Source organism: Type-D symbiont of Plautia stali, from assembly GCF_001485335.1.
GTDB lineage: Bacteria > Pseudomonadota > Gammaproteobacteria > Enterobacterales > Enterobacteriaceae > Pantoea > Pantoea vagans_C.
The window spans coordinates 1-25,632 of record NZ_BBOC01000078.1; the positions used below are offsets into that span (position 1 = coordinate 1).

The following is a 25,632-nucleotide window of genomic DNA, read 5'->3' on the forward strand; positions in this document are numbered from 1 at the left end:
CGGTATTTTCGGATGCGGTAAGCCAACGGCACCTTCGCTGACGCCCATTTTTTCTACGGCGGTCACCGGATCGGCCACCAGTTCGTCCAGCGGTAAGCTGTTATCGGCGATACGGTTAACGAAGGAGGTATTGGCGCCGTTCTCCAGCAAACGACGCACCAGATAAGCGAGCAGGGTTTCATGCGTGCCGACCGGTGCATAAATACGGCAAGGGCGGTTGAGCTTGCCATCGGCCACTTTGCCCACCACCTGCTCATACAGCGGTTCGCCCATGCCGTGCAGGCACTGGAACTCATACTGACCAGGATAATAGTTGTTGCCTGCCAGCTGATAGATCGCCGCCAGCGTATGGGCGTTGTGGGTAGCAAACTGCGGATAGATTAAGTTCGGCACCGCCAGCAGTTTGCGGGCGCATGCCAGATAGGAGATATCGGTGTACACCTTGCGGGTGTAAACCGGATAGCCTTCCAGGCCATCGATCTGTGCACGTTTGATCTCACTGTCCCAGTACGCACCTTTCACCAGACGGATCATCAGACGACGACGGCTGCGCTGAGCCAGATCGATCAGTGAATCAATAACAAACGGGCAGCGCTTCTGGTAGGCCTGAATGACGAAGCCGATACCGTTCCAGCCATCCAACTCTGGCTCAAAGCACAGCTTCTCCAGCAGATCGAGCGACAGCTCCAGACGATCCGCTTCTTCCGCATCAATATTGATGCCGATGTCGTAAGAACGCGCCAGCAAGGTCAGGGATTTGAGGATTGGATACAGCTCCTCCATCACGCGCTCATATTGCGCGCGGCTATAGCGCGGATGCAGTGCGGAAAGCTTAATCGAAATGCCTGGGCCTTCATAAATGCCACGACCGTTTGAGGCTTTGCCAATAGCGTGGATCGCCTGCTGATAAGAGACCAGGTAAGCTTTGGCATCGCTGGCGGTGAGTGCGGCTTCACCCAGCATGTCGTAAGAGTAGCGGAAACCTTTCTCTTCCAGCTTGCGAGCGTTGGCGAGCGCTTCAGCGATGGTTTCGCCCGTCACAAACTGTTCACCCATCAGGCGCATCGCCATGTCCACACCTTTACGGATCAGCGGTTCACCGCTCTTGCCGATAATGCGGTTTAGTGAACGTGACAGGTTGGCTTCGTTGTGGGTTGAGACCAGACGACCGGTAAACAGCAGACCCCAGGTCGCTGCGTTGACAAACATCGACGGGCTACGCCCCAGATGTGACTGCCAGTTGCCGTTGCTGATTTTATCGCGAATCAGCGCATCACGGGTTGGCTTATCAGGGATACGCAGCAGCGCCTCCGCCAGACACATCAATGCCACGCCTTCCTGCGAGGAGAGAGAGAACTCCTGCAACAGGCTTTGCACCATGCCGGCGCGTCCGGTTGCACCTTTTTGGTGCCGCAGTTTCTCCGCCAGGCTATAGGCGAGTTGATGCGTTTTTTCGGCGAGAGGGGCAGGGAGACGTGCCTGCTCCAGCAACATCGGCACTGCATCCGTCTCCGGACGACGCCATGCCGCAGTGATGGCGGAGCGGGTCACTGACTGCGGCAGAATGTGTTCCGCAAAATCGAGGAAGGGCTGTATAGCCTCGTCTGGCGTGCCTTCTTCGCTGGAGGCATCCGCCAGTTGCAAAGGAATTTCAGGCAAGGATTCGCCGGCTTCCAACTGCGTGAGGTAGTTAAAAATCGCCTGCTTGATCAGCCAGTGTGGTGTGCGGTCAATTTTGTTTGCAGCCAACTTAATGCGATCGCGGGTGGCTTCATCCAGCTTCACCCCCATGGTGGTGGTTCCCATGATTTCCTCGTCTCTAAATGATGTCGTCAAATCCAGCGTGGCAGCACTATCACTTAAGTTGCAACTTTGTGCAACCTTGTTAAATGTGACCTGAGTTGCATGTTTTTCACTGTCTGAGTTGTTAAAACCGAATGAATCGGCATGAAACTTGCTGCAAGAATCTCGCCAGGGTTGCAACCTACCTTAAACATCGACGTTTTAAATGGATTTGGGTGCAACTAAAAGTGTGAGTGAGTGCAACCTATTGGCATTAAAAAATCGAAGTCAGGTGAAACCAGTGTGACAGCTGTGTTAAATGCATTGTGCGCGCCGCCCCTTTGCGGCAGGATACCGCGCCTTAAGAGGAATCGCTTTCTCTGGATGCGGTAAAGCCCTGGGTTATCCCGTTCCGATAACCCAGGAAAAAAGATTGCTCTTAATGAATTACATAATAAGTGGAGAGAGTATGAGTGTAAGTACACCGATGTTGGTGACCTTTGTAATTTACATCCTCGGGATGGTGCTAATCGGTTTCATTGCCTACCGTTCAACCAAAAGTTTTGATGACTATATTCTGGGTGGTCGCAGTTTAGGCAGCGTCGTCACGGCATTGTCCGCCGGCGCATCGGATATGAGCGGTTGGTTGCTGATGGGCTTGCCGGGTGCCATTTTCCTGTCCGGTATCTCTGAGAGCTGGATTGCCATCGGCCTCACTATTGGTGCCTGGCTGAACTGGAAAATCGTCGCGGGCCGCCTGCGTGTGCAAACCGAACATCATGACAATGCCTTAACCCTGCCAGATTTCTTCTCCAGCCGTTTCGAGGATAAAAGCAAGCTGCTGCGTGTTATCTCCGCGGTGGTGATTCTCATCTTCTTCACCATTTACTGCGCATCGGGCGTGGTAGCTGGTGCGCGTCTGTTTGAAAGCACCTTTGGTATGGATTACCAGACGGCGCTGTGGGCCGGCGCGGCAGCCACCATTCTTTACACGCTGGTGGGTGGTTTCCTGGCGGTGAGCTGGACAGATACCGTTCAGGCCAGCCTGATGATCTTTGCGCTGATTCTGACGCCGGTGTTTGTGATTATTGCAGTTGGCGGTCTGGATGATTCCCTGGCGGTCATTGAAGCGAAAAGCCTTGAAAACCTCGACATGTTGAAAGGGCTGAATTTTGTTGCGGTGATCTCGCTGCTCGGCTGGGGTTTAGGCTACTTTGGTCAGCCGCATATCCTGGCGCGCTTTATGGCCGCAGACTCCCATCGTTCAATTCGTGCAGCACGTCGCATCGGTATGACATGGATGATTCTGTGTCTGGCCGGTGCGGTAGCGGTAGGCTTCTTTGGTATTGCGTACTTCCAGAACCATCCAGAGCAGGCCGCAGGCGTCAGCCAGAATGGCGAGCGTGTGTTTATCGAGCTGACGCGAATCCTCTTCAACCCATGGATTGCCGGTATTCTACTCTCCGCGATTCTGGCGGCGGTGATGTCCACTCTGAGCTGTCAGCTGTTGGTGTGCTCAAGCGCCCTGACTGAAGACCTGTATAAAGGCTTCTTGCGTAAAAATGCCAGCCAGAAAGAGCTGGTGTGGGTGGGCCGTCTGATGGTGCTGGTGATTGCGTTAATCGCTATCGCGCTGGCGGCAAACCCGGAAAACCGCGTGCTGGGCCTGGTGAGCTATGCATGGGCAGGCTTCGGTGCCGCCTTCGGTCCGGTCGTGTTGTTTGGTGTGTGCTGGAAGCGCATGACGCGCAACGGCGCGCTGGCCGGTATGGTGATTGGTGCGCTGACCGTGCTGCTGTGGAAGAACTACGGTTACACCGAGCTGTATGAAATTATCCCTGGATTCATCTTCGCCAGCATCGCGATTGTAGTGTTCAGCCTGATCGGCAGCGGCCCGTCAGAAGAAGCTCAGGCGCGCTTCGCCGCGGCTGAAGCAGAATACAATACCAAGTAGTTTTTTCGGTTTTAGTGCAAACCCGCCCGTTAAACGGCGGGTTTTTTTGTTCATAGCATTCATTGCCGAATGTCCCCCATAGCGATGAAGAAGGTAAAAGTCTCATAAAGGCCATCTGGAAGAGCGAAGCGTCCGAGCCATGGATGGCGAGGCCGATCTGCAGGGATGCGTGTTTCCTTCGCGATCCAGATGGCCTTTATGGGGCATTTCGCATCACATTCAGCAAAGCTATCCAGCCGACTCTAATTCTGTCTCCCGCTCCGCAAATGAGAAATTATTTCATTAAGTGACTTGTATTTTCCCTCCCTGTAATGATAATCGATATCGTTCGCACTTTACGTATTTTTACCTAAGGTTTACCCTCCTTAACATTCAAGAGGTTGGTGATGTTCGTACCGTTTCTCATTATGCTGCGTGAAGGTCTTGAAGCAGCGCTCATCGTCAGCCTGATTGCCAGCTACCTGAAACGCACCCAGCGCAGTCAATGGTTTCCTGCCATGTGGGCGGGTGTTTTCATTGCGGCTGCGCTCTGCCTGGCCCTTGGCATTTTCATCAATGAAACCACCGGTGAATTCCCGCAGAAACAGCAGGAGCTGTTCGAAGGCATTGTGGCAGTTGTGGCGGTGGTGATACTGACATCTATGGTGTTCTGGATGCGCAAAGTCTCGCGAAATATCAAAGCCACGCTGGAACGGTCGGTTGATCAGGCATTGCAAAAGCAGGGCGGCAGTGGCTTCCCGCTGGTGCTGATGGTCTTTCTGGCGGTGGCTCGTGAAGGGCTGGAATCCGTATTCTTCCTGCTCGCTGCCTTTACCCAGGATGTTGGCTATGCGCCGCCGATTGGTGCGGTGCTCGGTCTAATCACCGCCATTGTACTGGGCATGCTGCTCTATTACGGCGGTATTAGACTCAACCTGGGCAGCTTCTTCCGTTGGACCAGCCTGTTCATTCTTTTCGTGGCTGCTGGCCTGGCGGCGGGGGCGATTCGTGCCTTTCATGAAGCCGGACTGTGGAACCATTTCCAGGATGTGGCTTTTGACCTCAGCAACACGCTCTCAACCCATTCGGTAGTAGGGACGCTGCTGGAAGGCATTCTCGGCTATCAGGAAACGCCTAGCGTCAGTGAAGTGGTGGTCTGGTTAATTTACCTGATCCCTGCACTGTTGCTGTTTTTCTTCCCGGCACGCCCAACGGCCAATGCTGCTCGCACTACACGCTGAAATTAAATCAGGCGCGATTGCGCGCCTGTTCTTCCATGTAACAGGGATATCACTATGACGATTCGCTTCCGCCGCAAGGCGCTGTTGGTTTCTATGCTGGCTCTCTCAGGCGCCGCTTCTGCTGCATCCATCCCGCAGGTCACGGTTACCGTCACCGACAAACAGTGCGAGCCGATGTCACTGAATGTGCAGGCAGGGAAAACCCAGTTCATCATCAAAAACAACAGCCAGAAAGCGCTGGAGTGGGAAATCCTGAAAGGGGTGATGGTGGTGGAAGAGCGTGAAAACATCGCGCCTGGCTTCAGCCAGAAACTGACGGCCAACCTCGAAGCGGGCGAATATGACATGACCTGTGGTCTGCTCACCAACCCGAAAGGCAAACTGGTTGTCTCGGGTGAATCAAAAACCGCTGCCAAAGGCAAAACCGACATCATGCAACTGGCAGGCCCGATTACCGACTACAAAACTTACGTGATGAGCGAAGTTAAAGAGCTGGTGGCGGGGACGCAGGCCTTTACTGATGCGGTGAAAGCGGGCGATCTGGAGAAAGCCAAAGCGCTGTATGCGCCAACGCGTGCGCACTATGAGCGTATTGAACCGATTGCTGAACTGTTCTCCGATCTGGACAGCAGCATCGATGCCCGTGAAGACGACTTTGAGAAGAAAGCGGAAGATCCTAAATTCACCGGATTCCACCGTATCGAAAAAATCCTGTGGGCTGACAAAACCACCAAAGGTGCAGAAGAGTTCGCCACTAAGCTGAACCAGGATGTGTTGGATCTGCAAACCCGTATCAGCGAGCTGGCATTCCCGCCAGCCAAAGTGGTCGGTGGCGCTGCCGGTCTGATTGAAGAAGTGGCGGCCAGCAAAATCTCTGGCGAGGAAGACCGTTACAGCCGCACCGACCTGTCTGACTTCCAGGCTAACATCGATGGCGCACAGAAAATTGTTGATCTGCTGCGTCCACAGTTACAAAAAGCTAACCCGCAACTGCTGGCGAAAGTTGACGCAAACTTCAAGAAAGTGGACGGCATTCTCAGCAAATATCGCACCAAAGACGGATTTGAGTCTTACGAGAAGCTGACCACTGCTGACCGTAATGCGCTGAAAGGGCCGATCACTACCCTGGCGGAAGATCTCTCCCTGTTGCGCGGTACTTTAGGTCTCGACTAATCATGAGTAATAAAAATGACGCGGCGCAACCGTCGCGTCGTCGTTTATTGCAGGGATTAGGCATGCTGGGCGGCGCTGCCGCCCTCAGTGGCGGCTGTCCGTTCCATACGGCAGCCGCGGCTGACAGCTTCTCTCCCGGCACGGTTGCACCCGATGCACGCCAACAAGCGCAACCCTTCTACGGCACGCATCAAGCCGGCATTATCACTCCGCAGCAGGCATCCATGATGCTGGTGGCGTTTGATGTCTTGGCCAGTGATAAAACCGATTTAGAGCGCTTATTCCGCTTACTCACCGCGCGCTTTGCTTTCCTGACCAAAGGTGGGCCAGCGCCAGCAGTGCCTAACCCGCAGCTGCCGCCGATGGATTCCGGTATTCTCGGTGCCGATATTGCACCTGATAATCTCACCATCACCTTGTCAGTCGGTACCTCATTGTTTGACGAGCGCTTTGGTCTCAGCGCCCATAAACCAATGCAGCTGCAATCCATGACGCGCTTCCCCAATGATTCGCTGGATGCCGAGCAGTGTCATGGCGATCTGTTGATCCAGATTTGCGCCAATACCCAGGATACGGTGATCCACGCGCTGCGCGACATCATCAAGTACACGCCCGATCTGCTGGCGGTGCGCTGGCGTCGCGACGGCTTTATTGCCGACCATGCTGCACGCAGCAAAGGTCAGGAAACGCCCATCAACCTTTTGGGCTTCAAAGACGGCACCGCGAATCCAGATACGCACAATAATGCACTGATGGATCAACTGCTGTGGGTCACGGCCAATCAGCAAGAGCCCGCCTGGACGGTGGGTGGCAGCTATCAGGCGGTGCGTATTATTCGTTTCCACGTTGAAATGTGGGACCGTACCCCGCTGGGCGAACAGCAGACCATTTTTGGCCGCGAGAAATTATCCGGTGCGCCATTGGGTATGAAAACTGAACACGATGTGCCGGATTACAGCAAAGACCCCGATGGTGATGTGATTGCACTGGATGCGCATATTCGCCTCGCCAACCCACGTACGCCTGCAACTGACAGCAGTTTGATGCTGCGCCGAGGTTACAGCTACTCTTCTGGTATCACCGGAGCAGGGCAGTTAGATATGGGGTTATTGTTCGTCTGTTATCAGCATGATTTAGCCAAAGGCTTTATCACGGTACAGCAGCGTCTGAATGGCGAAGCGCTGGAAGAATATATACGCCCGATTGGTGGCGGATACTTTTTCGTTTTACCCGGTGTCCCTGATGAAAAACATTACCTTGGGCAGCCTCTACTGCAGGCTTGATTAATAAATGCACAGTTCCTACGCAGCGATAAGGTCGCGTAGGGGCTTTTTTTACTTGCAACAAACTTTCCCCCGGCCTCTTCCACTTCCGAATGTTCTGAAAAAGTTCGCCGCGCACTAAATAATCCATCACTCTGAAAGATATAGATAATTTAATTTAAGACGAAAGTTCTCATGCTTCGCTTATCTGTTTTTCTTTAGCGTGACGTAAAAATACTGTTGCAAAGCATGGTTAATTTGATGCACTTTACTCATAAGCGTTGTCAGTTGTGTGGCTAAGTCCACTGGAGTTCGCGCATGACCCGGTCCTTCTATGGACAGTTAAATACACTTCAGCTAGCGCAGTACACTGCGGGGGATTTCTTCCCTCCAAAGTATCCTCTTCACTTTTCAATTATCGTTTCCGAACTAACGCCAATTCTTTACCGGTGCGCTACAGCGCTTCGTCGTTGTTGCACACTATTCTCAATGGCCAGACTCGGCTTACAAGGAAGCCAACGAAACCTCTAAAGCGTTCAAGTCATCGCCGCGGGTGATCCGCCGCGATAAATGAAACCAACTGTAAGGTGCCACTATGGGAAGACAGAAAGCAGTGATCAAAGCGCGTCGTGAAGCAAGAAGAGTCGTTCGTAGTGATTCTCGCAGTCACCGTCAGCGCGAAGAAGAATCGGTCACTTCGCTGGTGCAGATGGGTGGGTTGGACTCAATAGGCATGGCGCGTGATTCACGCGATCGTGGTCCGATTGAAGCCAGAAATGAAGCTCAGGCGCACTATCTTAACGCCATAGAATCGAAACAGCTGATATTCGCCACCGGTGAAGCCGGTTGCGGTAAAACCTGGATTAGCGCAGCCAAAGCGGCTGAGGCCCTGATCAATAAGGACATCGAAAGGATAATTGTGACGCGCCCGGTTCTGCAGGCGGATGAAGATCTCGGTTTCCTCCCCGGAGACATTTCCGAGAAGTTCGCCCCGTATTTCCGACCGGTATACGACGTTCTGGTTAAACGTCTCGGCGCTTCCTTTATGCAGTACTGCCTGCGACCCGAAATCGCTAAGGTAGAGATCGCGCCCTTCGCATATATGCGCGGACGTACCTTTGAAAATGCGGTGGTGATCCTTGATGAGGCTCAAAACGTTACCGCCGCACAGATGAAGATGTTCCTGACACGCTTAGGCGAAAACGTGACGGTTATCGTCAACGGCGATATCACTCAGTGTGACTTGCCGTCTAACGTCAAATCTGGTCTGGCCGATGCGTTAGCGCGCTTCGAAGAAGATGAGATGATTGGCGTGGTGCGTTTCGGCAAAGACGACTGCGTCCGCTCGGCACTCTGCCAGCGCACGCTGCATGCTTACAGTTAACCTTTATAGAAGTAGATTGAGAGTGTAGCGAAGCAAAACCCGGCGCAAGCCGGGTTTTTTTGTTCCCGGTTAACCGGCATCAGTTGAGCGAATCATGAGTTGATTATTGGGGAAGTCTATTAACACTGCATGGTTCTGTAGAAAGTTGGTCCCTAATAATCCATCCGCTTTCATATGTTGAAAATCACCTTCAAGAACTAAGACGTTCACGTTAAATTTCCCTGGTGCGGTGTCTTTAATATGAACCTGAGTCGCCTCGCAATTATCGTTATCCATCTCAGCCCACAGTCATTTTTTAATATTTATTGTCGGTGTTTATTTATGCGAAGCAGTTTTAACTTATACCTCAGAGGGCTTTAATCACTGGCTCGTGATTTAAAACAAGGCGTTTCTTGTGAAAACCGGGCGGTACGCGCATCACGCTCATAACCTTGCGGTTCACACAGCAGATGATAAAGCTCGGGCCGACGACCGTGGATCCAGCGTCGGCCGGTGGACATCGCGAGCAAAGAGAGATCCAACTCGGCGCTGACTAGCGCATCCCGGAAAGTGGTGGTTTCATTGATAATGCGGCCATAGGGGTCAATCACCATCGCGTTGCCAGTACGGATTTCGCCGTTATCGAGTCCAACACCGTTGCTGAACAATAAGAACAGCCCATTATCGTGTGCGCGTGACGGTAACCAGCGCATTAACCAACCGCGCCCGCTGTCTCCGGCTAAAGCGGCTTCAAGTGCATCTGGATTCTGGTCTCGCTTCTCCCACAAACTGATCGGAATTGGCTTCATGCCGAAGGGGCTACGTGAATGCGTGCCGCCGGTCTGATGTGGTGCGATCAAAATATCGGCACCAAGCAGGGCGGTGATGCGCACGTTATCAGTCAGGTTGTTATCCCAGCAGATCAAAATCCCAATACGCACTCCCCATGGCGTATCGAACACGGTGAATTCATTCCCTTGGGAAATTGCTGGGTGTTCAAATGCGTGGATTTTTCGATGGATATGACGCTGACCATCCGGCATGCACATCGCATAGGCATTGTAGAGCTGGCCATTGCGATGTTTTTCAATGAAACCCGCACCGATTGCCATCTGGTACTTCTCAGCCAGCATCGCGATACGTGCCAGCGAGGGGCTGTCATCATTGCTTTCAGCCAGCGCTTCCACCTCTTCAGCAGGGAGATCCGGAACATGCCAGTAGCCAGTGATACACATTTCAGGGAAGGCGAGAACCTGGGTCTTATCCTGTGCAGCTTGTTCAATGAACTGCTCCATGGTGGAGAGATTGTAATCTTTGTCCCCGGCTCGATGACAAAACTGTACCGTTGCGACACGAAGTTTTTTATCCATTTGGTTTTCTCGTTTGGGAAATTGGACGCTATTTCACCAGAGAGATATCAACCGTGTATAATCACAAAATCTCGCATTTTGATAACCAAACGGAATGGATATTAAACTTCTGCGCGCCTTCGTGACGCTAGCCAAAACAGGGTCGTATCATGCGGCCGCGGACATACTGTGTGTGACACAACCCGCGCTCACTAAGCAGATACAGACACTAGAACATTTTGTTGGTGTCACGCTTTTTCAGCGCGGGCGGAATGGCGCAAGGCTGACCATCGCTGGTGAGCAACTGTTGCCAAATGCCCAGGATATTGTTGAACGGCATACACAGTTTTGTGCGTCCATCGCTAATCTGCAAAGCGGTCATGCGGGAAAGTTGACTGTTGGGTTCGGCATCTCGTCATTTCGACTTGCCCCCGAGCGGGTAGCGGCATTCCGTAACCTATATCCTGGCGTGCAGGTGTCACTGAATGACATGCCCTCGGCGGTGCAGTGCCAGCAGCTGATTGAGGGGCGTCTTCAGGTCGGATTTGTGCGTCTGCCGGTGCCTGAGCCTCTGTGCGGCCTGACGCTGGGAGAAGAGCAATTGGTGCTGGCGGTTGCTGCCGATTACGCTTCAACGTCCACGACGTTAATTGAAACCCATCAACTGTTGCAGCTCTCGCCGTATCGCGGTGACGGGCTAACAGAGCAGGCACAGCGTTACCTCAATGACCATCACCTTAAGCCGCGCGCTGTGGCGGCCGCAGATGATATCCAGACACTACTGGCATTAGTGGCGGCAGGTGATGGCGTCGCATTATTGCCCGCCAATGTGGCGCATATCCTGCCCTCAGCCGTAAAGTTGTTATCGCTTGAGGGTGAATATACGCGCTGGCAAACCGGCATGGCCTGGCATGCGCAGATTAAAGACCCAGTAAGAGATAACTTTTTGCATCTGGTGAGAAATAACTAAAACGTTTTGCGGACTCTGGGTGAAATATAAAAAAGGGCGGGTGCATTGAGGTCAGCCATGCCAACAAAAAAGAGTGGCGGGAGTTTCCTCCCGCCGGTTGCTCTTACTTAATGGATTCGTAAGCCATGAAAGCAGCAACCTCCATGTGGCCGGTTCGGATTCGTACCTCACAGAGGTCTTTTCTCGTGACCAGTATCACGGCCAGCACTGCCGCGATTAAGAAGATGGCGATCAAGATCGCCTCACGCTGCTTCATGGTTGCTTCTCCTTGCCTTTCGGCGAGTAAGACGCTACCTTTCATGTTGTCTGGCATTAAGGGTAGGCCTCGGGTTGATTGAATAAATCACTCGGGGCTTTCTTCTTTCTGCCGTCAGCCATGCTTAAGACAGAAAGCCTCAAGCACCCGCCCGAATACTACGTATCCTGATACAAGCTCACAATGAGATGGCTTGTAGTCGAATTCTTAATCTGTGAAAAGTTTGACCGCTGGAGCCAGATGATGAAATTGAGCATTCTCAATTTCAAGAGATGGCGGTTGGCGGTTGGCGGTGGGCGGCGGGAAATGAAAATAAAAATGCCCAGCTGTTAACTGGGCACTTTCATATAAATAATGGCGGTGAGAGGGGGATTAATTCGCTGCGCTCACCCTTCGGGCAGCGTCGCAGGCTCCGCTGTCCAACTGGCTGACGCCAGTAATCGAACCCCAATCGGGGCTTCTCATCCCCCTCAGATGGGCGGGAAATGCAAATAAAAATGCCCAGCTGTTAACTGGGCACTTTCATATAAATAATGGCGGTGAGAGGGGGATTCGAACCCCCGATACGTTGCCGTATACACACTTTCCAGGCGTGCTCCTTCAGCCACTCGGACATCTCACCACGTTTTTTCCGCTAACCGCACTGGGTCAACGGGGCGCTACTATAGGGAGTAACCCGAAAACGGTCAAGCCCTATTTTCTCCTTTTCTTCTATTCGCTTAAGCTCTGTGCAGGTTGTCTGAACTCTGATCAAAGTGGTGCTTCTGTCATCAAATTATTCCTTATCCGCCACAAAAGTGTCACCAAACTGTCGCAGACTTGTCTGCGGAAACATTTGGTTATATTTACTGATAAGGATGCTTATAAATGAAACACATACCTCTTTTCACGGTTTCTCTGCTAGCCTCATTAATCACCGCGTCAGCAGTGGCAGATGATGCAACATACTCGCGTGCCGCAAATGGCGATATTACCGAACACGGTGGCGCGCGCCGTCTTAGCGGCGATCAAACTGAGGCGCTGAAAGCGTCATTAATCAACACCACGGCTAAGAACGTCATTTTGTTGATCGGTGATGGCATGGGCGATTCAGAAATTACCGCCGCTCGTAACCAGGCGATGGGGGCTGGTGGATTCTTCCCCGGTCTGGATGCATTGCCACTGACCGGGCAATACACGCACTATTCCCTCGACAAGAAAACCCACAAACCGAACTACGTGACAGATTCAGCCGCGTCAGCGACGGCGTGGGCCACCGGCACCAAATCCTACAATGGCGCAATTGGCGTCGATGTGAATGGCAAAGATCAGGTCACCATTCTTGAGCTGGCGAAAGCCGCCGGGAAAGCCACCGGTAATGTGTCAACCGCTGAACTGCAGGATGCAACACCTGCTGCATTGATGGCGCATGTCACTTCGCGTAAATGCTATGGCCCTGAAAAAACCAGTGAGCTGTGTCCGACTAACGCGCTGGAGCAGGGCGGTAAAGGATCAATCAGCGAGCAGATGCTAAAAACCCGTCCTGATGTCACTTTCGGAGGCGGCGCAAAATCCTTTAATGAAAGCGCTAAAGCCGGTGAGTACCAAGGTAAAACCCTACGTGAGCAGGCTCAGGCGTTGGGCTATCAACTGGTGGATAACCTTGAAGGCATGAATGCGATTCAGCAGGCCGATCAAACTAAACCGGTATTGGGCCTGTTCTCTGATGGCAACATGCCGGTGCGCTGGCAAGGGCCGAAAGCCAGCTATCACGGCAATATTGATAAGCCAGTGGTGACCTGCGAAGTGAACAAAGAACGCCCAGCTTCCGCACCGACTCTGGCGCAGATGACCAAAAAGGCGCTCGATCTGCTGAGCACCAATGAGAAAGGCTTCTTCCTGCAGGTCGAAGGGGCATCGATCGATAAGCAGGATCATGCTGCGAACCCGTGCGGTCAGATTGGTGAAACCGTTGATCTGGATGAAGCAGTACAGCAGGCGCTGGCCTTTGCCCGTGAGCACGGGGATACGCTGGTAGTGGTGACCGCAGATCATGCGCACAGCAGTCAGATTATCGAGAACGGCAGCAAAGCGCCGGGTCTTACGCAGGCACTGAATACCAAAGATGGCGCAGTGATGACCATCAGCTACGGCAACTCGGAAGATGATTCACAAGGCCATACCGGCACACAGATTCGTATTGCGGCATACGGACCGCATGCGGCAAACGTAGTGGGTCTGACCGATCAGACCGACCTGTTCTTTACGCTGAAGGATGCGATGGGGATTAAGTAATTAAATCAGGGGCGGTCTGAAGATCGCCCCTCACTGTTACAGGCCGCGCTGAGCCATCAGACGGGCTAAATCGACTAAGCGATTGGAGAAACCCCACTCGTTGTCATACCAGGCAAGGATTTTTACCAGGTTGCCGCCAATCACCAGGGTTGAAAGGCCATCAATGATCGATGAGCGCGGATCGCCCTGATAATCGCTGGAGACCAGTGGTTCATCGCTATAGCCCAATATCCCTTTCAGCGGACCTTCTGCCGCAGCCGCTTTAAACGCGTTGTTCACTTCCTCAGCCGTCACATCACGTTTTAATGTCACGGTTAAATCGACAATCGATACCACCGGAACCGGCACGCGCAATGAATAACCGGTCAGGCGACCATCCAGCTCGGGAATCACGCGTCCCAACGCCTTAGCGGCACCACTTGAGTAAGGCACTATCGACAGCGCCGCAGCGCGCGCGCCACGCAGATCTTTTTCAGGCTGATCGTGCAGCACCTGGCTGTTGGTGTAGGCATGCGTGGTGTTCATTAAGCCGTGCTCGATGCCAAATGCTTGGTGAAGTACCTGCGCGGCAGGGGCTAAGCCGTTCGTGGTGCAACTGCCGTTGCTGACCACGAAGTGCTGCTGCGGATCGTAGCGCTGATCGTTCACGCCGAGCACAATCGTCAGGTCATCATTTTTGCCCGGCGCGGATATAATCACCCGTTTTGCGCCTCCGCTGGTGATATGCACGGCAGCTTTGTCGCGTTCGGTGAAGAAGCCGGTGGCTTCAATCACGATATCAACGCCGACATCACGCCAGCGAATATTGGCCGGGTCGCGCTCGCTGAACACACGCACTGGCTTGCCATCGATACGTAACTCGCCTTCAGAGGCTTCCACTTCAGCGGGTAAACGGCCGAGCAGCGAATCATGTTTCAGCAGGTGTGCCAGCGTCTTGCTGTCGGTGAGATCGTTGATTGCCACAATCTCAATATCGTCGCTACCCAGTGCGGCGCGAAATACATTCCGTCCGATACGGCCAAAGCCGTTAATGCCTACCTTGATCATCATTGACTCCTTATATGAAGTGACTGCAGTCAATGTAGGCCGTTCACAGGATGGCGTAAACGACAAAAAAGGATCACTTTACGCCAATTTTCGGCAGTGAAAGCGTTGGCGATATTCACCGGGTGTAAGGTGGAGTTGGCGCTCAAAGCTGCGTCGCATATTGATGCTGTTGCCGAAACCGGTTTCTTCAGCAATGCGCTCCAGCGTGTCACGGGTCTGTTCCAGCCTTTCCCGTGCAGCCGCCAGACGTGCTTCCGCGACAAAGCGTGCAGGCGGCGCACCGGTTTCACGGGTAAATACGCGGGTGAAGTTTCTTGGGCTCATGGCAGCATGTTCGGCCAGCTTTTCAACGGATAAGTCTTCGGCCAGATGGTCGCGAATCCAGCTTTGTAGCGCGTTAATCGGACCAGAGTCACTTTGCTGAAGTTGGTAGCGACTGAACTGCATTTGTCCGCCGGGGCGGCGCAGATACATCACCATGTCCTGTGCGATATCGCGTGCTACGCTGAAACCGAAATCCTCTTCAACCAACGCCAGCGTCAGGTCAAAGCCAGAACTGACGCCACCTGAGGTCCAGATCGTGCCATCCTGAATATAGAGCGGGCCACCTTCAACCTTAACCTGTGGGAAGCGCGTTTGCAGTGTATCAAGCAGTCGCCAGTGCGAAGTGGCCCGTCGTCCATCCAGTAAACCTGCCTCCGCCAGCAGCATCGCACCACCGCATATCGATACCACGCGTCGCGCCTGAGGGGCCGCCAGCTTGATAAAGTCCACCACCATGTTGCCTTCTTCCACGCTGTCGCCACGGCCGGTGATCATGATGGTGTCCCAGGCCTGACGGGGATCCAGTTCGGCCAGTTTGAGGTCGGCGAGCAGATTCAACCCGGACTGGCCATGGATGACTTGATGCGCTTGCGTCGTCGCGATACTGACACGATAGCGCGGCTGGTCGAGGCCAACCGGCAAGTGCAGATTGGCGTGCATCAGGATGTCGGCGATGCCCGCCGCTTCGAACAGCATGCCGCCGTCGGGCACAATGACGAGAAAATTTTTCATGGCTTAAAGTGTTTCTTGATGACAAAGCAAGTCAAAGTGTCGCATGCTGGTGTCGGCAAAGACCAGACATTTTGGCCAAAGGAATGGATGAGTTCACATGGAGCAATCAGTGGAAAATCGTTTAGACCAATTTTTAATGCATCCTCCCGCCATGACTTATCGCGGCAGCAAACGTTGTGCTGTAGAGTTTCTGCGGTTCGGCATTAAAGAAGCGCGTGCACATCGCACAATAAAAAAATCCACGCCGTGGCGTGGATTTTCTGGCACAGAGAAAGTTAGACGTTGAACAAGAAGTTCATCACGTCGCCATCTTTCACGATGTACTCTTTACCTTCTGAACGCATCTTGCCGGCTTCTTTCGCGCCTTGCTCACCCTTGTAGGTGACAAAGTCATCAAACGCGATGGTCTGTGCGCGGATAAAGCCTTTCTCGAAGTCGGTGTGGATTTTACCTGCCGCCTGCGGTGCAGTGGCACCCACAGGGATGGTCCATGCACGCACTTCTTTCACGCCAGCGGTGAAGTAAGTTTGCAGGTTGAGCAGTGCATAACCCGCACGAATCACACGGTTCAGGCCTGGTTCTTCCAGACCCAATTCCGCCATGAATTCATCACGCTCTTCATCGTCCAGTTCGGCGATATCAGACTCGACAGCCGCACAGACTGGCACCACCACGGAGCCTTCGGCTTCAGCGATCGCACGTACCTGATCAAGATATGGGTTGTTTTCGAAACCGTCTTCGTTGACGTTAGCGATATACATGGTCGGTTTCAGCGTCAGGAAGCTCAGGTAGCGGATTGCCGCTTTCTCGTCCGCATCCAGTTTCAGCGCGCGCAACATGCCAGCCTGTTCAAGGTGCGGCAGGCACTTCTCCAGAGCAGCCAGTTCAGCTTTGGCATCTTTGTCGCCGCCTTTGGCTTTTTTCTGGCAGCGCTGAATGGCGCGTTCGCAGGTATCAAGGTCTGACAACGCCAGTTCGGTGTTGATGACGTCAATATCTTCCGCCGGGTTCACTTTGCCGGAAACGTGGATGATGTTGTCGTTTTCAAAGCAGCGCACCACGTGGCCGATCGCTTCGGTTTCACGGATGTTGGTCAGGAACTGGTTGCCCAGACCTTCACCTTTCGAGGCGCCTTTCACCAGACCGGCGATATCGACGAATTCCATGGTGGTTGGCACTACGCGCTGTGGCTTAACGATGTCGCTCAGCTGATCGAGGCGCAGATCGGGCATTGGCACGACACCGGTGTTTGGCTCGATGGTGCAGAACGGAAAGTTGGCTGCTTCGATACCCGCTTTGGTCAGCGCGTTGAACAGGGTGGATTTACCGACGTTCGGCAGGCCCACAATACCGCATTTAAATCCCATGGTCTGATTACCTTTATCACTGAGTGTGCGGCGCTGACTGACAGCGTCGACAGATTCAAAAAATTTCGCGCATTATACACAGAATTACCCTCTGCGGCGCGGGAATTGGCCTTAGCTGGCCTTGAAGGCGTGAAGGCGGTTCATCGCCTTGATCTTGTCTTCTTTCAACCAGACTTCAGTGCAACGTACGGCTTCATCGACGGCATCATCAATCAGCTTTTGTTCGCTGGCCGGGGGTTTACCTAAAACAAAGCCCGTCACTTTATTACGGTCACCCGGATGGCCGATGCCGACACGCAAACGGTGGAAATTATTGTTGTTGCCCAGTTTGCTAATGATGTCTTTCAGGCCATTGTGACCGCCGTGACCGCCACCCTGTTTGAACTTCGCCACGCCTGGCGGTAAGTCCAGCTCATCGTGCGCCACTAAAATTTCTTCAGGCGTGATGCGATAGAAAGTCGCCATCGCTGCTACCGCTTTGCCACTCAGGTTCATAAACGTCGTTGGCACCAACAGGCGTACGTCTTCGCCTGCCAATGACAGGCGCGCAGTGTAGCCGTAAAATTTCGGCTCCTCTTTTAACGACTGATTATGCCTCTCAGCCAGCAAATCCACATACCAGGCACCTGCATTATGGCGCGTTGCGGCGTATTCAGCGCCGGGATTGGCCAGCCCCACAATCAGTTTAATGCTGCTCACGATGTTTATCCTGTCTCACTGCGGAAAGGGCGATAGTTTACTGCCTGCAGGCAGGGATGACAAAGGGTGTAATGGCCAGATAATGACGCTGTGTGACTAATCAATTTCTATCGAAATCAACAGGCTGAGGTAAAGAAATGTCAGAGATTGTGAAGGATGTGTGATCCTGTACGCAACTTAACCGCATGCCATTGCCTAAACTTATGACAAGTTAACCATACGTGCTGTTTGTTCTTTCATAAGGATGGAGGTGAATCATGAAACGTCAAAACTGCCGCTTTGTGGGTAATGGCCTGATGTGTCTGGGTTTACTGACGATGGTGTTGGGTGTCGGCTATTCCATTATTAATCAGCTACCTTCACTGCATCTGCCTCAGTTCCTCGCCCATGGTGCGATGTTCAGTATCTTCATCGGCGCATTGCTGTGGCTGATCGGCGCGCGCGTCAGCGGACGTGAAAGAGTGGAAGACCGCTATTACTGGCTGCGTCATTATGGTGATAAACGCTGCCGTCGTAATCACTCTTCACATTAAGTGAGCATCGCTTCCTGTAGGGGCTGTAACGGCACTCGATAACCTTCGATGCGGTTACGGCCACTGGCTTTCGCGCGATAAAGCGCTTCATCTGCCAGCCCAAGTAAAATCGGGAATGTTTGATCGCGATGAATCGCGGTGGCGAAGCCAATACTCACCGTGTAGCAGACGTCGTTAGGCATCGATAACTGCGTTGCCAGACGAATACGTTCGCACACGCACTGTGCCTCCTCACTGTTGCCAGGTAAAATGGCGGCAAACTCTTCTCCACCCAAACGGGCAAACTTCCCCTCTGCGGGTAACAGCGCCTGTACCACATGGCAAAAATCGATTAATACCCGATCCCCTTGCTGATGCCCATAGCGATCGTTAATGCTTTTGAAATGGTCGAGATCAAAAAGCACTGCGGTGTAGATATACAGTTTGGGATGGCGGGCATTGCGCATCACCAATCGGTCAGCATGCTCGAACAGCGCACGGCGATTCCATACGCTGGTGAGAGGATCGTGCAGCGAGGCCAGTTTGTGCGCGATCTGCGTACGCTCATTCACCATTGCCAGGATAGTAAAGGTTAAGCCAATCACAAACAGTATCGACTCAAGGATCACATAAACCGAGAAGCTGGAACCGGCAATAGCACCGCGCACCGGCGTAGCAATGGCATCATCCAGAAATATCCGCGCCACATGAAACAGCAGATGGATCCACAGCAGCATCTGTGCCGGCCAGAATGTCACCGTCAGCGATGCGCGCGAGTGCCATAAAAGGCGAATCAGCGCGCCGGTGTAAATAATACAAAGCAGACAAAGCACCAGTACCCGCTTGGGTTGGCTGTAATAAAACTCGGGGAAAATACAAAGTATCGCCCAGAGTAAGGCACCAGCCAGCCAGCTCAATCCCAAGGGTTTGCCACAAAAGATGCGAAACGCATTCAACAGATTGCCATAAGCAAGCAGCATGACGACGTTGCCCACGGCAATCGGCAGAAAGTGAAATCCTGCGCTGCGAAGACTGCTAAGGAAAACGGCTAACAGCGTCAGGCTGAGCGCGAGAGTGGTGAAGCCCAGCACGCGATCGTACTGCGACCCCATCCAGGCGAAGACCAGAATAATACTCAAAAATCCGAGCACGTAGAGCTCACAAACAAATAATGTATAGATGTCGAGAGTCATAGTGGTCGGAGTTCTCAGAAAAAAAGTGACAGGAAAAATACCACTAATCATTAGAGTGCTAAAGCGCAGCATAGTGTCTGAAATGAAAACAGTGAAAGGCAGCGAGAATGGCGTGTTTTAACGAAATTTATCGCGAAAATATCTGTAGCGAAAGCGGCTTCATCGGTTGTGAAGACTGAGGAGATAAAAAACAAAACCGGGCGCGGGGCCCGGTTTCATGCAATGAATTAATGTTCAAACATTGCGGAGATGGATTCTTCGTTGCTAATACGACGAATCGCTTCGGCCAACATGCCAGAGAGCGTTAAGGTACGCACATTTGGCAGAGATTTCATCTCGTCAGACAGCGGGATAGTGTCGCAAACGATGACCTGATCAATCACTGACTTACGCAGGTTTTCAACCGCGTTGCCGGAGAAGATAGGGTGAGTTGCGTAAGCGAAGACACGTTTCGCGCCGCGTTCTTTCAACGCTTCAGCCGCTTTGCACAGCGTACCGCCGGTGTCGATCATATCGTCGACCAGTACACAGTCACGACCGGCAACGTCACCGATAATGTGCATGACCTGAGAAACGTTTGCGCGTGGGCGACGTTTGTCGATGATGGCCATATCGGCGTCATTCAGCAGTTTCGCGATAGCGCGGGCGCGCACAACACCACCGATATCAGGCGAAACCACAATCGGGTTTTCCAGACCAATTTGCAGCATGTCTTCCAGCAGAACCGGGCTCCCGAACACGTTATCAACCGGGACATCGAAGAAGCCCTGGATCTGTTCGGCGTGCAGATCAACCGTCAGAACACGGTCAACACCCACGCTGGAAAGGAAATCGGCAACCACTTTGGCGGTGATAGGCACACGAGCAGAACGCACACGGCGGTCCTGACGGGCATAACCAAAGTAAGGAATAACAGCAGTAATACGACCAGCAGAAGCCCGACGCAAAGCGTCGACCATCACAACCAGCTCCATCAGATTATCATTGGTGGGGGCACAGGTGGACTGGATGATGAAAATATCACCACCGCGTACATTTTCGTTGATCTGTACGCTTACTTCACCATCACTGAAACGGCCGACGGCGGCGTCTCCGAGGCTAGTGTAAAGGCGGTTGGCAATACGTTGTGCTAGTTCCGGGGTAGCGTTACCAGCAAAAAGCTTCATATCAGGCACGAGAGGAACCTCAGGCTTGTCGTCCAGAGAATGAACATTTCAAAAGTAACCGGCGAATACTTTTGAAGTCGTTCATACGGGTGTGTTAATGCGTCACGTGCAGTGCCTGGAACAGGGTGGCACTGTCACGCATACGCTTAGAGCCCGGAAAGGGTGCGATGCAACGGCGAGATATTAAGCCCGCGCGCCACAAATCCGCAAATCCATTTCGGGGCAAGCTCCAGCACCTGACGAGCGTCGGACTCGGTGTTAAATTCAGCAAACACACAAGCTCCGGTCCCGGTCAGGCGCGACGGCGCGTATTCTAGCAGCCAGGAAAGCAGCGCATCAACCTCGCGAAAACGTTTTCTTGCCACAGCTTCACAATCATTGTGAAAAGGACGCTGTAACAGCTCATCTAATGTGCGTATCGGTGAATTGCGCGTCAGTTCCGGATCGCGAAACAGATCGGGGGTAGCAATACTGACCCCTGGATGCGCGACGAGGTACCATTTCTCTTCCGGTTCAGCGGGTTGAATCTGTTCGCCAACCCCTTGGGCAAAGGCGGCATGCCCGCGCACAAACACCGGGACATCGGCACCGAGCGCCACACCCAGGGTGGCTAACTCATCCACGCTTAGCTGTGTTTGCCATAAATGGTTGAGCGCGACCAGCACGGTAGCCGCATCAGAGGAGCCACCGCCCAGACCACCGCCCATCGGCAAACGTTTCTCAAGTGCTATCTGCGCTCCAGCATTGGCGGGCAACGTGCCGCGCGAGGCAGCGGCCTGTTTCAGTGCCTGCGCGGCGCGCACAATTAAGTTCTCTTCATCGGGCACTCCTGCCAGCGGTGTAAGCAGTGTAATGCTATCGCTGCTGTCCGGCGTAATCTCCAGCGTGTCACCGTGATCAAGGAACTGAAACAGGGTTTGCAGGTTGTGATAGCCGTCAGGACGACGGCCAGTGATGTAGAGAAACAGGTTCAGTTTTGCCGGAGCGGGCCAGGTGGTGATCATTTCGTGGTCCAGCTATCCATACGCAGTTTGATGCGCTGACCACCTTCGGTCAGTTCCAGATTGGCTGGCAGCGGCGGGTTAACCTTGCTGTCGTAATCGGAAATGTTCACTTTCCACTGTTGTCCATTGCGGCTGTAGTTCACACTCTGCAACTGGTAGCTGCTGTTCAGCTGATAATCGGTGGCATCACCTGGCAGGCCCATCATCCATTGACGCAGGTTCGCCAGCGGAATATCCATGCCGGTGAGCTGAGAGATCATCTTCTCGGCATCGTTGCTGACGTAACGCTTGCCTTTGTTATCGACGATTTGCACCACGGATCCCTGGGCATCAAGCTGCAACTCGGTGCTGCCAAGCGGGTTGGTGAGCAGCAGACGATAGCGGTCAGCGGCAGTTTGCTGCCAGTTAAAGCGCGCGTACACTTTTTGCTTATCAGAGAGATAGGCAAATGCGCCGCGCGTTTGATACTGGGTGATTTTCGCGACAGCTTGTTGATGTTGCTGCCATTGCGGTGAAGTGGTGCTGGGACCCGGACCCTGGGGTTTATTGATGCTACAAGCAGCCAGCAACACGCTGGCAAGGGGAAGAAGGCGCAACAACTTGCGCGGGGGCGATTGCATCACGTGGTCGTCTCCTCAGACACGTTTTTAATTCCTAACAGGTAACGCTAACCATCCAAATCTGTGCCGTCAATGCCGATGTAATGATAATTGCGCACGATCAGTTTAATCTTATTACAGTCATAGCCTTTGTATGGCTTTTCTTGATCTGTGGCATCTTGTAGAATGCGCTTCACAAAACCCTGACAATCATTGGGACATCCCAACCCGATCACCATGACGCTGCTTGCACTCGGAATCAACCACAAAACCGCACCTGTCGCCCTGCGCGAACGCGTTGCGTTTCTGCCCGACACGCTGGATCAGGCATTAAACAGCCTGCTGTCCCAGCCGATGGTGCAGAGCGGTGTGGTGCTCTCAACCTGTAACCGGACTGAACTTTACCTCAGCGTAGAGCAGCAAACGGACTTGCAGGAGAGGCTGGTGCGCTGGTTGTGCGAGTATCACGATCTGCGGGAAGAGGATGTCCGTGCAAGCCTTTACTGGCATCAGGATAATGCGGCGGTAAGCCATCTGATGCGTGTCGCCAGCGGTCTGGATTCGCTGGTGTTGGGTGAGCCACAAATTCTTGGTCAGGTGAAAAAAGCCCATGCTGACTCATCGCGTGACCATGCGTTGAGCAGCGAACTGGAGCGTATGTTCCAGAAAACTTTCTCCGTAGCCAAACGCGTCCGTACTGAAACCGAAATTGGGGCCAGTGCAGTGTCCGTCGCCTTTGCTGCCTGCTCATTAGCCCGTCAAATCTTCGAATCCCTTAGCACAGTGAACGTCCTGCTGGTGGGGGCTGGTGAAACCATCGAGTTGGTGGCGCGTCACCTGCGTGAACACAAAGTACAAAAGCTGATGATTGCCAACCGCACCCGTGAACGCGCTCAACTGCTGGCGGACGAAGTGGGTGCGGAAGTGATTGGTTTGGGTGATATCGAAACGCGTCTGGCAGATGCGGACATTATTATCTCTTCTACCGCCAGCCCGTTACCGATTATTGGTAAAGGCATGGTAGAGCGCGCGTTGAAGGCGCGACGAAATCAGCCGATGTTGCTGGTGGATATTGCCGTACCGCGTGATGTCGAACCCGAAGTGGGTAAACTGGCTAACGCCTATTTGTACAGCGTTGATGACCTGCAGGCGATCATCGAACAGAACATGGCGCAGCGTAAAGCCGCCGCCGTGCAGGCTGAAAGCATTGTGGTGCAGGAAAGCGGTGAGTTTATGGCGTGGCTGCGTGCGCAAAGCGCGGGCGACACCATCCGTGAGTACCGCTCGCAGGCTGACGACGTTCGCGCGGAGCTGCAAGAGCGTGCGTTAGCTGCCCTGCGGCAGGGCGCGGATGCCGAGAAAGTTTTACAGGAGTTAGCGCACAAGCTGACTAACCGCCTTATTCATGCACCAACCAAATCATTGCAGCAGGCCGCGCGCGACGGCGACAGCGAACGCCTGCAGATCTTACGTGACAGCCTCGGTTTAGAGTAATCTGGTCTGTCACGACCTATCACTGGGATACCCTCTATTACATGAAGAGCTCTATTGTTGCCAAGCTGGAAGCCCTCCAGGAACGCCACGAAGAAGTGGAAGCGTTACTGGGCGATGCCGGCGTGATTGGCGATCAAGAACGTTTCCGCGCATTGTCTCGCGAATATGCGCAGCTGACCGATGTCACCCGTTGTTTCCGTGACTGGCAGCAAGTGCAGGAAGATATCGAAACCGCTGAAATGATGCTCGATGATCCTGAAATGCGCGAAATGGCCAATGAAGAATTAAAACTGTCGCGTGAGAAGCGTGAAGTGCTGGAACAGCAACTTCAGGTGCTGTTGCTGCCGAAAGATCCAGACGATGAACGCTCGTGCTTTGTGGAAGTGCGCGCCGGAACCGGCGGTGATGAAGCCGCTATCTTTGCTGGCGATCTGTTCCGTATGTACAGCCGTTATGCAGAATCTCGCCGTTGGCAGGTGGAAATCATCAGTGCTAACGAAGGCGAGCACGGCGGTTACAAAGAGGTCATCGCGCGCATTATTGGCGACGGTGCTTACGGTCGTTTGAAGTTTGAGTCAGGCGGGCATCGTGTGCAACGCGTGCCAGAAACGGAATCTCAGGGGCGTATTCATACCTCTGCCTGTACCGTTGCGGTGATGCCGGAACTGCCCGAAGCGGAAATGCCAGAAATTAACGCGGGCGATCTGAAAATTGATACTTTCCGCTCCTCTGGTGCGGGTGGTCAGCACGTCAACACCACCGACTCTGCTATCCGTATTACCCACTTACCGACCGGTATCGTGGTGGAGTGTCAGGACGAACGCTCGCAGCATAAAAACAAAGCCAAAGCGTTGGCGGTATTGGGCGCGCGTATTCACGCAGCGGAAACCGCTAAACGTAATGCTGCTGAAGCCTCAACCCGCCGTAACCTGCTGGGCAGTGGTGACCGTTCCGACCGTAACCGTACCTACAATTTCCCGCAGGGCCGTGTGACCGACCACCGTATTAACCTGACGCTTTACCGTCTGGACGAGACCATGGAAGGTAAGCTGGATACCCTGATTGAGCCTATCGTGCAGGAGTATCAAGCCGATCAGCTGGCCGCGTTGGCTGGACAGGATTGATGATCATTCGTCACTGGCTGCAGCAAGCGGTGGTTGCCCTCTGTGGCGGCGATAGCCCGAAGCGCGATGCGGAAATTTTGCTGGGTTTTGTCACCGGTAAATCGCGCAGTTGGCTGGTGGCGTTTGATGATACCAAGCTCGACGCCGCAAATATCGCCGAGCTTGATGCGCTGTTGGCGCGCCGGGTGACCGGTGAACCCATTGCCCATCTGGTGGGCGAACGCGAATTCTGGTCGTTGCCGCTGCGTGTCAGTGATGCGACGCTGATTCCGCGCCCGGATACGGAAGTGCTGGTGGAACAGGCGCTGGTGCGCGTGCCGTCAACGCCATCCTCACTGCTTGATCTTGGCACGGGCACGGGTGCCATTGCGCTAGCCCTGGCGAGTGAACGGCCTGACTGCCAGGTGCTGGGATGTGACCGCATACCCGAAGCTGTCGCGCTGGCACAAGATAATGCGCAGCGCCTGCACATCACCAATGCCCGTTTTCAGCTTAGCCATTGGTTTAACCATCTCCCCTCCCAACGTTTTGACCTGATTGTCAGCAATCCTCCTTATATCGATGCCGCCGATGAACATCTGCAGCAGGGAGATGTGCGTTTTGAACCGCTTAGCGCGCTGGTGGCGGATGATGCCGGGCTGGCCGATTTGCGCTTCATCATTCAGAGCGCGCCGCAATGGTTGCAACCTGGCGGCTGGCTCTTGCTGGAACACGGCTGGCAACAGGATGAAGCGGTGCGAACCATTTTGACGCAACATGGCTATCAGC

Annotated in this window: 24 protein-coding genes, 1 tRNA gene and 1 other RNA gene; 12 read left to right on the top strand and 14 right to left on the bottom strand. The window is 53.4% G+C overall.

Annotated features, from left to right (window positions below; translation table 11 throughout):
* A partial coding sequence (locus PSSD_RS20405; RefSeq protein WP_201023840.1) for a proline dehydrogenase family protein occupies positions 1 to 1,806 on the bottom strand: 1,806 nt, incomplete at its 3' end.
* 445 nt (positions 1,807 to 2,251) lie between these two features.
* Between PSSD_RS20405 and putP the strand changes: the two genes are divergently transcribed.
* The 5 genes from putP to phoH all read left to right on the top strand — a co-directional run bounded on the left by putP (position 2,252) and on the right by phoH (position 8,775).
* The gene (putP, locus tag PSSD_RS20410) at positions 2,252 to 3,736 is read left to right on the top strand and encodes a sodium/proline symporter PutP (protein WP_058973474.1); all 1,485 of its coding nucleotides are present in this window, start codon (positions 2,252 to 2,254) and stop codon (positions 3,734 to 3,736) included.
* A 386-nt stretch (positions 3,737 to 4,122) separates the two neighbouring features.
* Entirely contained in the window at positions 4,123 to 4,956 is an 834-nt protein-coding gene (gene efeU, locus PSSD_RS20415) for an iron uptake transporter permease EfeU (RefSeq protein ID WP_058973475.1), read from the top strand.
* 54 nt (positions 4,957 to 5,010) lie between these two features.
* The gene (gene efeO, locus PSSD_RS20420) at positions 5,011 to 6,129 is read left to right on the top strand and encodes an iron uptake system protein EfeO (RefSeq protein WP_039331809.1); all 1,119 of its coding nucleotides are present in this window, start codon (positions 5,011 to 5,013) and stop codon (positions 6,127 to 6,129) included.
* Positions 6,130 to 6,131: 2 nt separating this feature from the next.
* Positions 6,132 to 7,412 (top strand): iron uptake transporter deferrochelatase/peroxidase subunit, encoded by a 1,281-nt coding sequence (gene efeB / locus PSSD_RS20425; protein WP_058973476.1) that lies wholly within the window; start codon positions 6,132 to 6,134, stop codon positions 7,410 to 7,412.
* A gap of 574 nt (positions 7,413 to 7,986) precedes the next feature.
* On the top strand, positions 7,987 to 8,775 hold the full coding sequence (phoH, locus tag PSSD_RS20430) for a phosphate starvation-inducible protein PhoH (protein WP_039331813.1): 789 nt from the start codon (positions 7,987 to 7,989) through the stop codon (positions 8,773 to 8,775).
* 69 nt (positions 8,776 to 8,844) lie between these two features.
* Here phoH and PSSD_RS20435 read toward each other — a convergent pair whose 3' ends face one another.
* Together PSSD_RS20435 and PSSD_RS20440 are read right to left on the bottom strand one after the other, a co-directional pair.
* The gene (locus tag PSSD_RS20435; protein ID WP_058973477.1) at positions 8,845 to 9,051 is read right to left on the bottom strand and encodes a hypothetical protein; all 207 of its coding nucleotides are present in this window, start codon (positions 9,049 to 9,051) and stop codon (positions 8,845 to 8,847) included.
* An 80-nt stretch (positions 9,052 to 9,131) separates the two neighbouring features.
* Positions 9,132 to 10,124 (bottom strand): nitrilase family protein, encoded by a 993-nt coding sequence (locus PSSD_RS20440; protein ID WP_058973478.1) that lies wholly within the window; start codon positions 10,122 to 10,124, stop codon positions 9,132 to 9,134.
* A 94-nt stretch (positions 10,125 to 10,218) separates the two neighbouring features.
* On the opposite strand from PSSD_RS20440, the gene PSSD_RS20445 reads away from it, so the two are divergent.
* Positions 10,219 to 11,073, top strand: coding sequence for a LysR family transcriptional regulator (locus PSSD_RS20445; protein ID WP_058973479.1), 855 nt, complete (start codon positions 10,219 to 10,221; stop codon positions 11,071 to 11,073).
* Positions 11,074 to 11,176: 103 nt separating this feature from the next.
* Here the strand turns inward: PSSD_RS20445 and PSSD_RS20450 are convergent, their stop codons facing one another.
* The 3 genes from PSSD_RS20450 to PSSD_RS20455 form a co-directional block, all read right to left on the bottom strand.
* Entirely contained in the window at positions 11,177 to 11,329 is a 153-nt protein-coding gene (locus PSSD_RS20450; protein ID WP_058973480.1) for a Hok/Gef family protein, read from the bottom strand.
* Positions 11,330 to 11,684: 355 nt separating this feature from the next.
* Positions 11,685 to 11,815: non-coding RNA, RtT sRNA (locus tag PSSD_RS26240), on the bottom strand.
* A 48-nt stretch (positions 11,816 to 11,863) separates the two neighbouring features.
* Positions 11,864 to 11,951: transfer RNA gene (locus tag PSSD_RS20455), tRNA-Ser, on the bottom strand.
* 245 nt (positions 11,952 to 12,196) lie between these two features.
* Between PSSD_RS20455 and phoA the strand changes: the two genes are divergently transcribed.
* The gene (gene phoA, locus PSSD_RS20460; protein WP_058973481.1) at positions 12,197 to 13,603 is read left to right on the top strand and encodes an alkaline phosphatase; all 1,407 of its coding nucleotides are present in this window, start codon (positions 12,197 to 12,199) and stop codon (positions 13,601 to 13,603) included.
* Between the two features lie 36 nt (positions 13,604 to 13,639).
* Here the strand turns inward: phoA and gap are convergent, their stop codons facing one another.
* Positions 13,640 to 14,650 carry a type I glyceraldehyde-3-phosphate dehydrogenase gene (gene gap / locus PSSD_RS20465; protein ID WP_058973482.1) on the bottom strand — a complete coding sequence of 337 codons (1,011 nt, stop codon included), beginning with the start codon at positions 14,648 to 14,650 and terminating at the stop codon, positions 13,640 to 13,642.
* 78 nt (positions 14,651 to 14,728) lie between these two features.
* The gene (locus PSSD_RS20470; protein ID WP_058973483.1) at positions 14,729 to 15,706 is read right to left on the bottom strand and encodes a GlxA family transcriptional regulator; all 978 of its coding nucleotides are present in this window, start codon (positions 15,704 to 15,706) and stop codon (positions 14,729 to 14,731) included.
* A gap of 97 nt (positions 15,707 to 15,803) precedes the next feature.
* Here PSSD_RS20470 and PSSD_RS27525 point away from each other — a divergent pair, with 97 nt between their 5' ends.
* Positions 15,804 to 15,992: a hypothetical protein gene (locus tag PSSD_RS27525; protein WP_153011474.1), complete on the top strand. Its 189-nt coding sequence runs from the start codon at positions 15,804 to 15,806 to the stop codon at positions 15,990 to 15,992.
* Here PSSD_RS27525 and ychF read toward each other — a convergent pair.
* Both ychF and pth read right to left on the bottom strand, forming a co-directional pair.
* The gene (gene ychF / locus PSSD_RS20475) at positions 15,982 to 17,073 is read right to left on the bottom strand and encodes a redox-regulated ATPase YchF (RefSeq protein ID WP_039337399.1); all 1,092 of its coding nucleotides are present in this window, start codon (positions 17,071 to 17,073) and stop codon (positions 15,982 to 15,984) included. The two genes, PSSD_RS27525 and ychF, sit on opposite strands and share 11 nt — an antisense overlap.
* Positions 17,074 to 17,184: 111 nt before the next feature.
* Positions 17,185 to 17,772: an aminoacyl-tRNA hydrolase gene (gene pth / locus PSSD_RS20480; protein WP_058973484.1), complete on the bottom strand. Its 588-nt coding sequence runs from the start codon at positions 17,770 to 17,772 to the stop codon at positions 17,185 to 17,187.
* A 257-nt stretch (positions 17,773 to 18,029) separates the two neighbouring features.
* Between pth and ychH the strand changes: the two genes are divergently transcribed.
* On the top strand, positions 18,030 to 18,305 hold the full coding sequence (gene ychH / locus PSSD_RS20485; RefSeq protein ID WP_039337403.1) for a stress-induced protein YchH: 276 nt from the start codon (positions 18,030 to 18,032) through the stop codon (positions 18,303 to 18,305).
* On the opposite strand, the gene PSSD_RS20490 is transcribed toward ychH, so the two are convergent.
* The 4 genes from PSSD_RS20490 to lolB form a co-directional block, all read right to left on the bottom strand.
* Complete coding sequence (locus PSSD_RS20490; protein WP_058973485.1) at positions 18,302 to 19,477, bottom strand: GGDEF domain-containing protein; 1,176 nt, start codon at positions 19,475 to 19,477, stop codon at positions 18,302 to 18,304. The genes ychH and PSSD_RS20490 overlap by 4 nt on opposite strands.
* Positions 19,478 to 19,704: 227 nt before the next feature.
* The gene (gene prs / locus PSSD_RS20495; RefSeq protein ID WP_102136006.1) at positions 19,705 to 20,652 is read right to left on the bottom strand and encodes a ribose-phosphate diphosphokinase; all 948 of its coding nucleotides are present in this window, start codon (positions 20,650 to 20,652) and stop codon (positions 19,705 to 19,707) included.
* Between the two features lie 137 nt (positions 20,653 to 20,789).
* Positions 20,790 to 21,644, bottom strand: coding sequence for a 4-(cytidine 5'-diphospho)-2-C-methyl-D-erythritol kinase (gene ispE, locus PSSD_RS20500; protein WP_167347688.1), 855 nt, complete (start codon positions 21,642 to 21,644; stop codon positions 20,790 to 20,792).
* A complete protein-coding gene (gene lolB, locus PSSD_RS20505) occupies positions 21,644 to 22,267 on the bottom strand; it encodes a lipoprotein insertase outer membrane protein LolB (RefSeq protein WP_058973487.1) in 624 nt (207 codons plus the stop codon). The genes ispE and lolB overlap by 1 nt, the downstream gene beginning before the upstream one ends.
* 216 nt (positions 22,268 to 22,483) lie before the next feature.
* Here lolB and hemA point away from each other — a divergent pair, with 216 nt between their 5' ends.
* The 3 genes from hemA to prmC all read left to right on the top strand — a co-directional run.
* Positions 22,484 to 23,740: a glutamyl-tRNA reductase gene (gene hemA / locus PSSD_RS20510; protein ID WP_039337413.1), complete on the top strand. Its 1,257-nt coding sequence runs from the start codon at positions 22,484 to 22,486 to the stop codon at positions 23,738 to 23,740.
* 41 nt (positions 23,741 to 23,781) lie between these two features.
* A complete protein-coding gene (gene prfA / locus PSSD_RS20515) occupies positions 23,782 to 24,864 on the top strand; it encodes a peptide chain release factor 1 (protein WP_058973488.1) in 1,083 nt (360 codons plus the stop codon).
* On the top strand, positions 24,864 to 25,632 hold a 769-nt coding region (prmC, locus tag PSSD_RS20520; protein ID WP_058973489.1), incomplete at its 3' end, for a peptide chain release factor N(5)-glutamine methyltransferase. The genes prfA and prmC, both read left to right, overlap by 1 nt.

Coding starts and splice junctions, on each gene's coding strand:
- putP (WP_058973474.1), top strand. CDS start 2,252: ATGAGTGTAAGTACACCGATGTTGGTGACCTTTGTAATTTACATCCTC.
- efeU (WP_058973475.1), top strand. CDS start 4,123: ATGTTCGTACCGTTTCTCATTATGCTGCGTGAAGGTCTTGAAGCAGCG.
- efeO (WP_039331809.1), top strand. CDS start 5,011: ATGACGATTCGCTTCCGCCGCAAGGCGCTGTTGGTTTCTATGCTGGCT.
- efeB (WP_058973476.1), top strand. CDS start 6,132: ATGAGTAATAAAAATGACGCGGCGCAACCGTCGCGTCGTCGTTTATTG.
- phoH (WP_039331813.1), top strand. CDS start 7,987: ATGGGAAGACAGAAAGCAGTGATCAAAGCGCGTCGTGAAGCAAGAAGA.
- PSSD_RS20435 (WP_058973477.1), bottom strand. CDS start 9,051: ATGGATAACGATAATTGCGAGGCGACTCAGGTTCATATTAAAGACACC.
- PSSD_RS20440 (WP_058973478.1), bottom strand. CDS start 10,124: ATGGATAAAAAACTTCGTGTCGCAACGGTACAGTTTTGTCATCGAGCC.
- PSSD_RS20445 (WP_058973479.1), top strand. CDS start 10,219: ATGGATATTAAACTTCTGCGCGCCTTCGTGACGCTAGCCAAAACAGGG.
- PSSD_RS20450 (WP_058973480.1), bottom strand. CDS start 11,329: ATGAAGCAGCGTGAGGCGATCTTGATCGCCATCTTCTTAATCGCGGCA.
- phoA (WP_058973481.1), top strand. CDS start 12,197: ATGAAACACATACCTCTTTTCACGGTTTCTCTGCTAGCCTCATTAATC.
- gap (WP_058973482.1), bottom strand. CDS start 14,650: ATGATCAAGGTAGGCATTAACGGCTTTGGCCGTATCGGACGGAATGTA.
- PSSD_RS20470 (WP_058973483.1), bottom strand. CDS start 15,706: ATGAAAAATTTTCTCGTCATTGTGCCCGACGGCGGCATGCTGTTCGAA.
- PSSD_RS27525 (WP_153011474.1), top strand. CDS start 15,804: ATGGAGCAATCAGTGGAAAATCGTTTAGACCAATTTTTAATGCATCCT.
- ychF (WP_039337399.1), bottom strand. CDS start 17,073: ATGGGATTTAAATGCGGTATTGTGGGCCTGCCGAACGTCGGTAAATCC.
- ychH (WP_039337403.1), top strand. CDS start 18,030: ATGAAACGTCAAAACTGCCGCTTTGTGGGTAATGGCCTGATGTGTCTG.
- PSSD_RS20490 (WP_058973485.1), bottom strand. CDS start 19,477: ATGACTCTCGACATCTATACATTATTTGTTTGTGAGCTCTACGTGCTC.
- lolB (WP_058973487.1), bottom strand. CDS start 22,267: ATGCAATCGCCCCCGCGCAAGTTGTTGCGCCTTCTTCCCCTTGCCAGC.
- hemA (WP_039337413.1), top strand. CDS start 22,484: ATGACGCTGCTTGCACTCGGAATCAACCACAAAACCGCACCTGTCGCC.
- prfA (WP_058973488.1), top strand. CDS start 23,782: ATGAAGAGCTCTATTGTTGCCAAGCTGGAAGCCCTCCAGGAACGCCAC.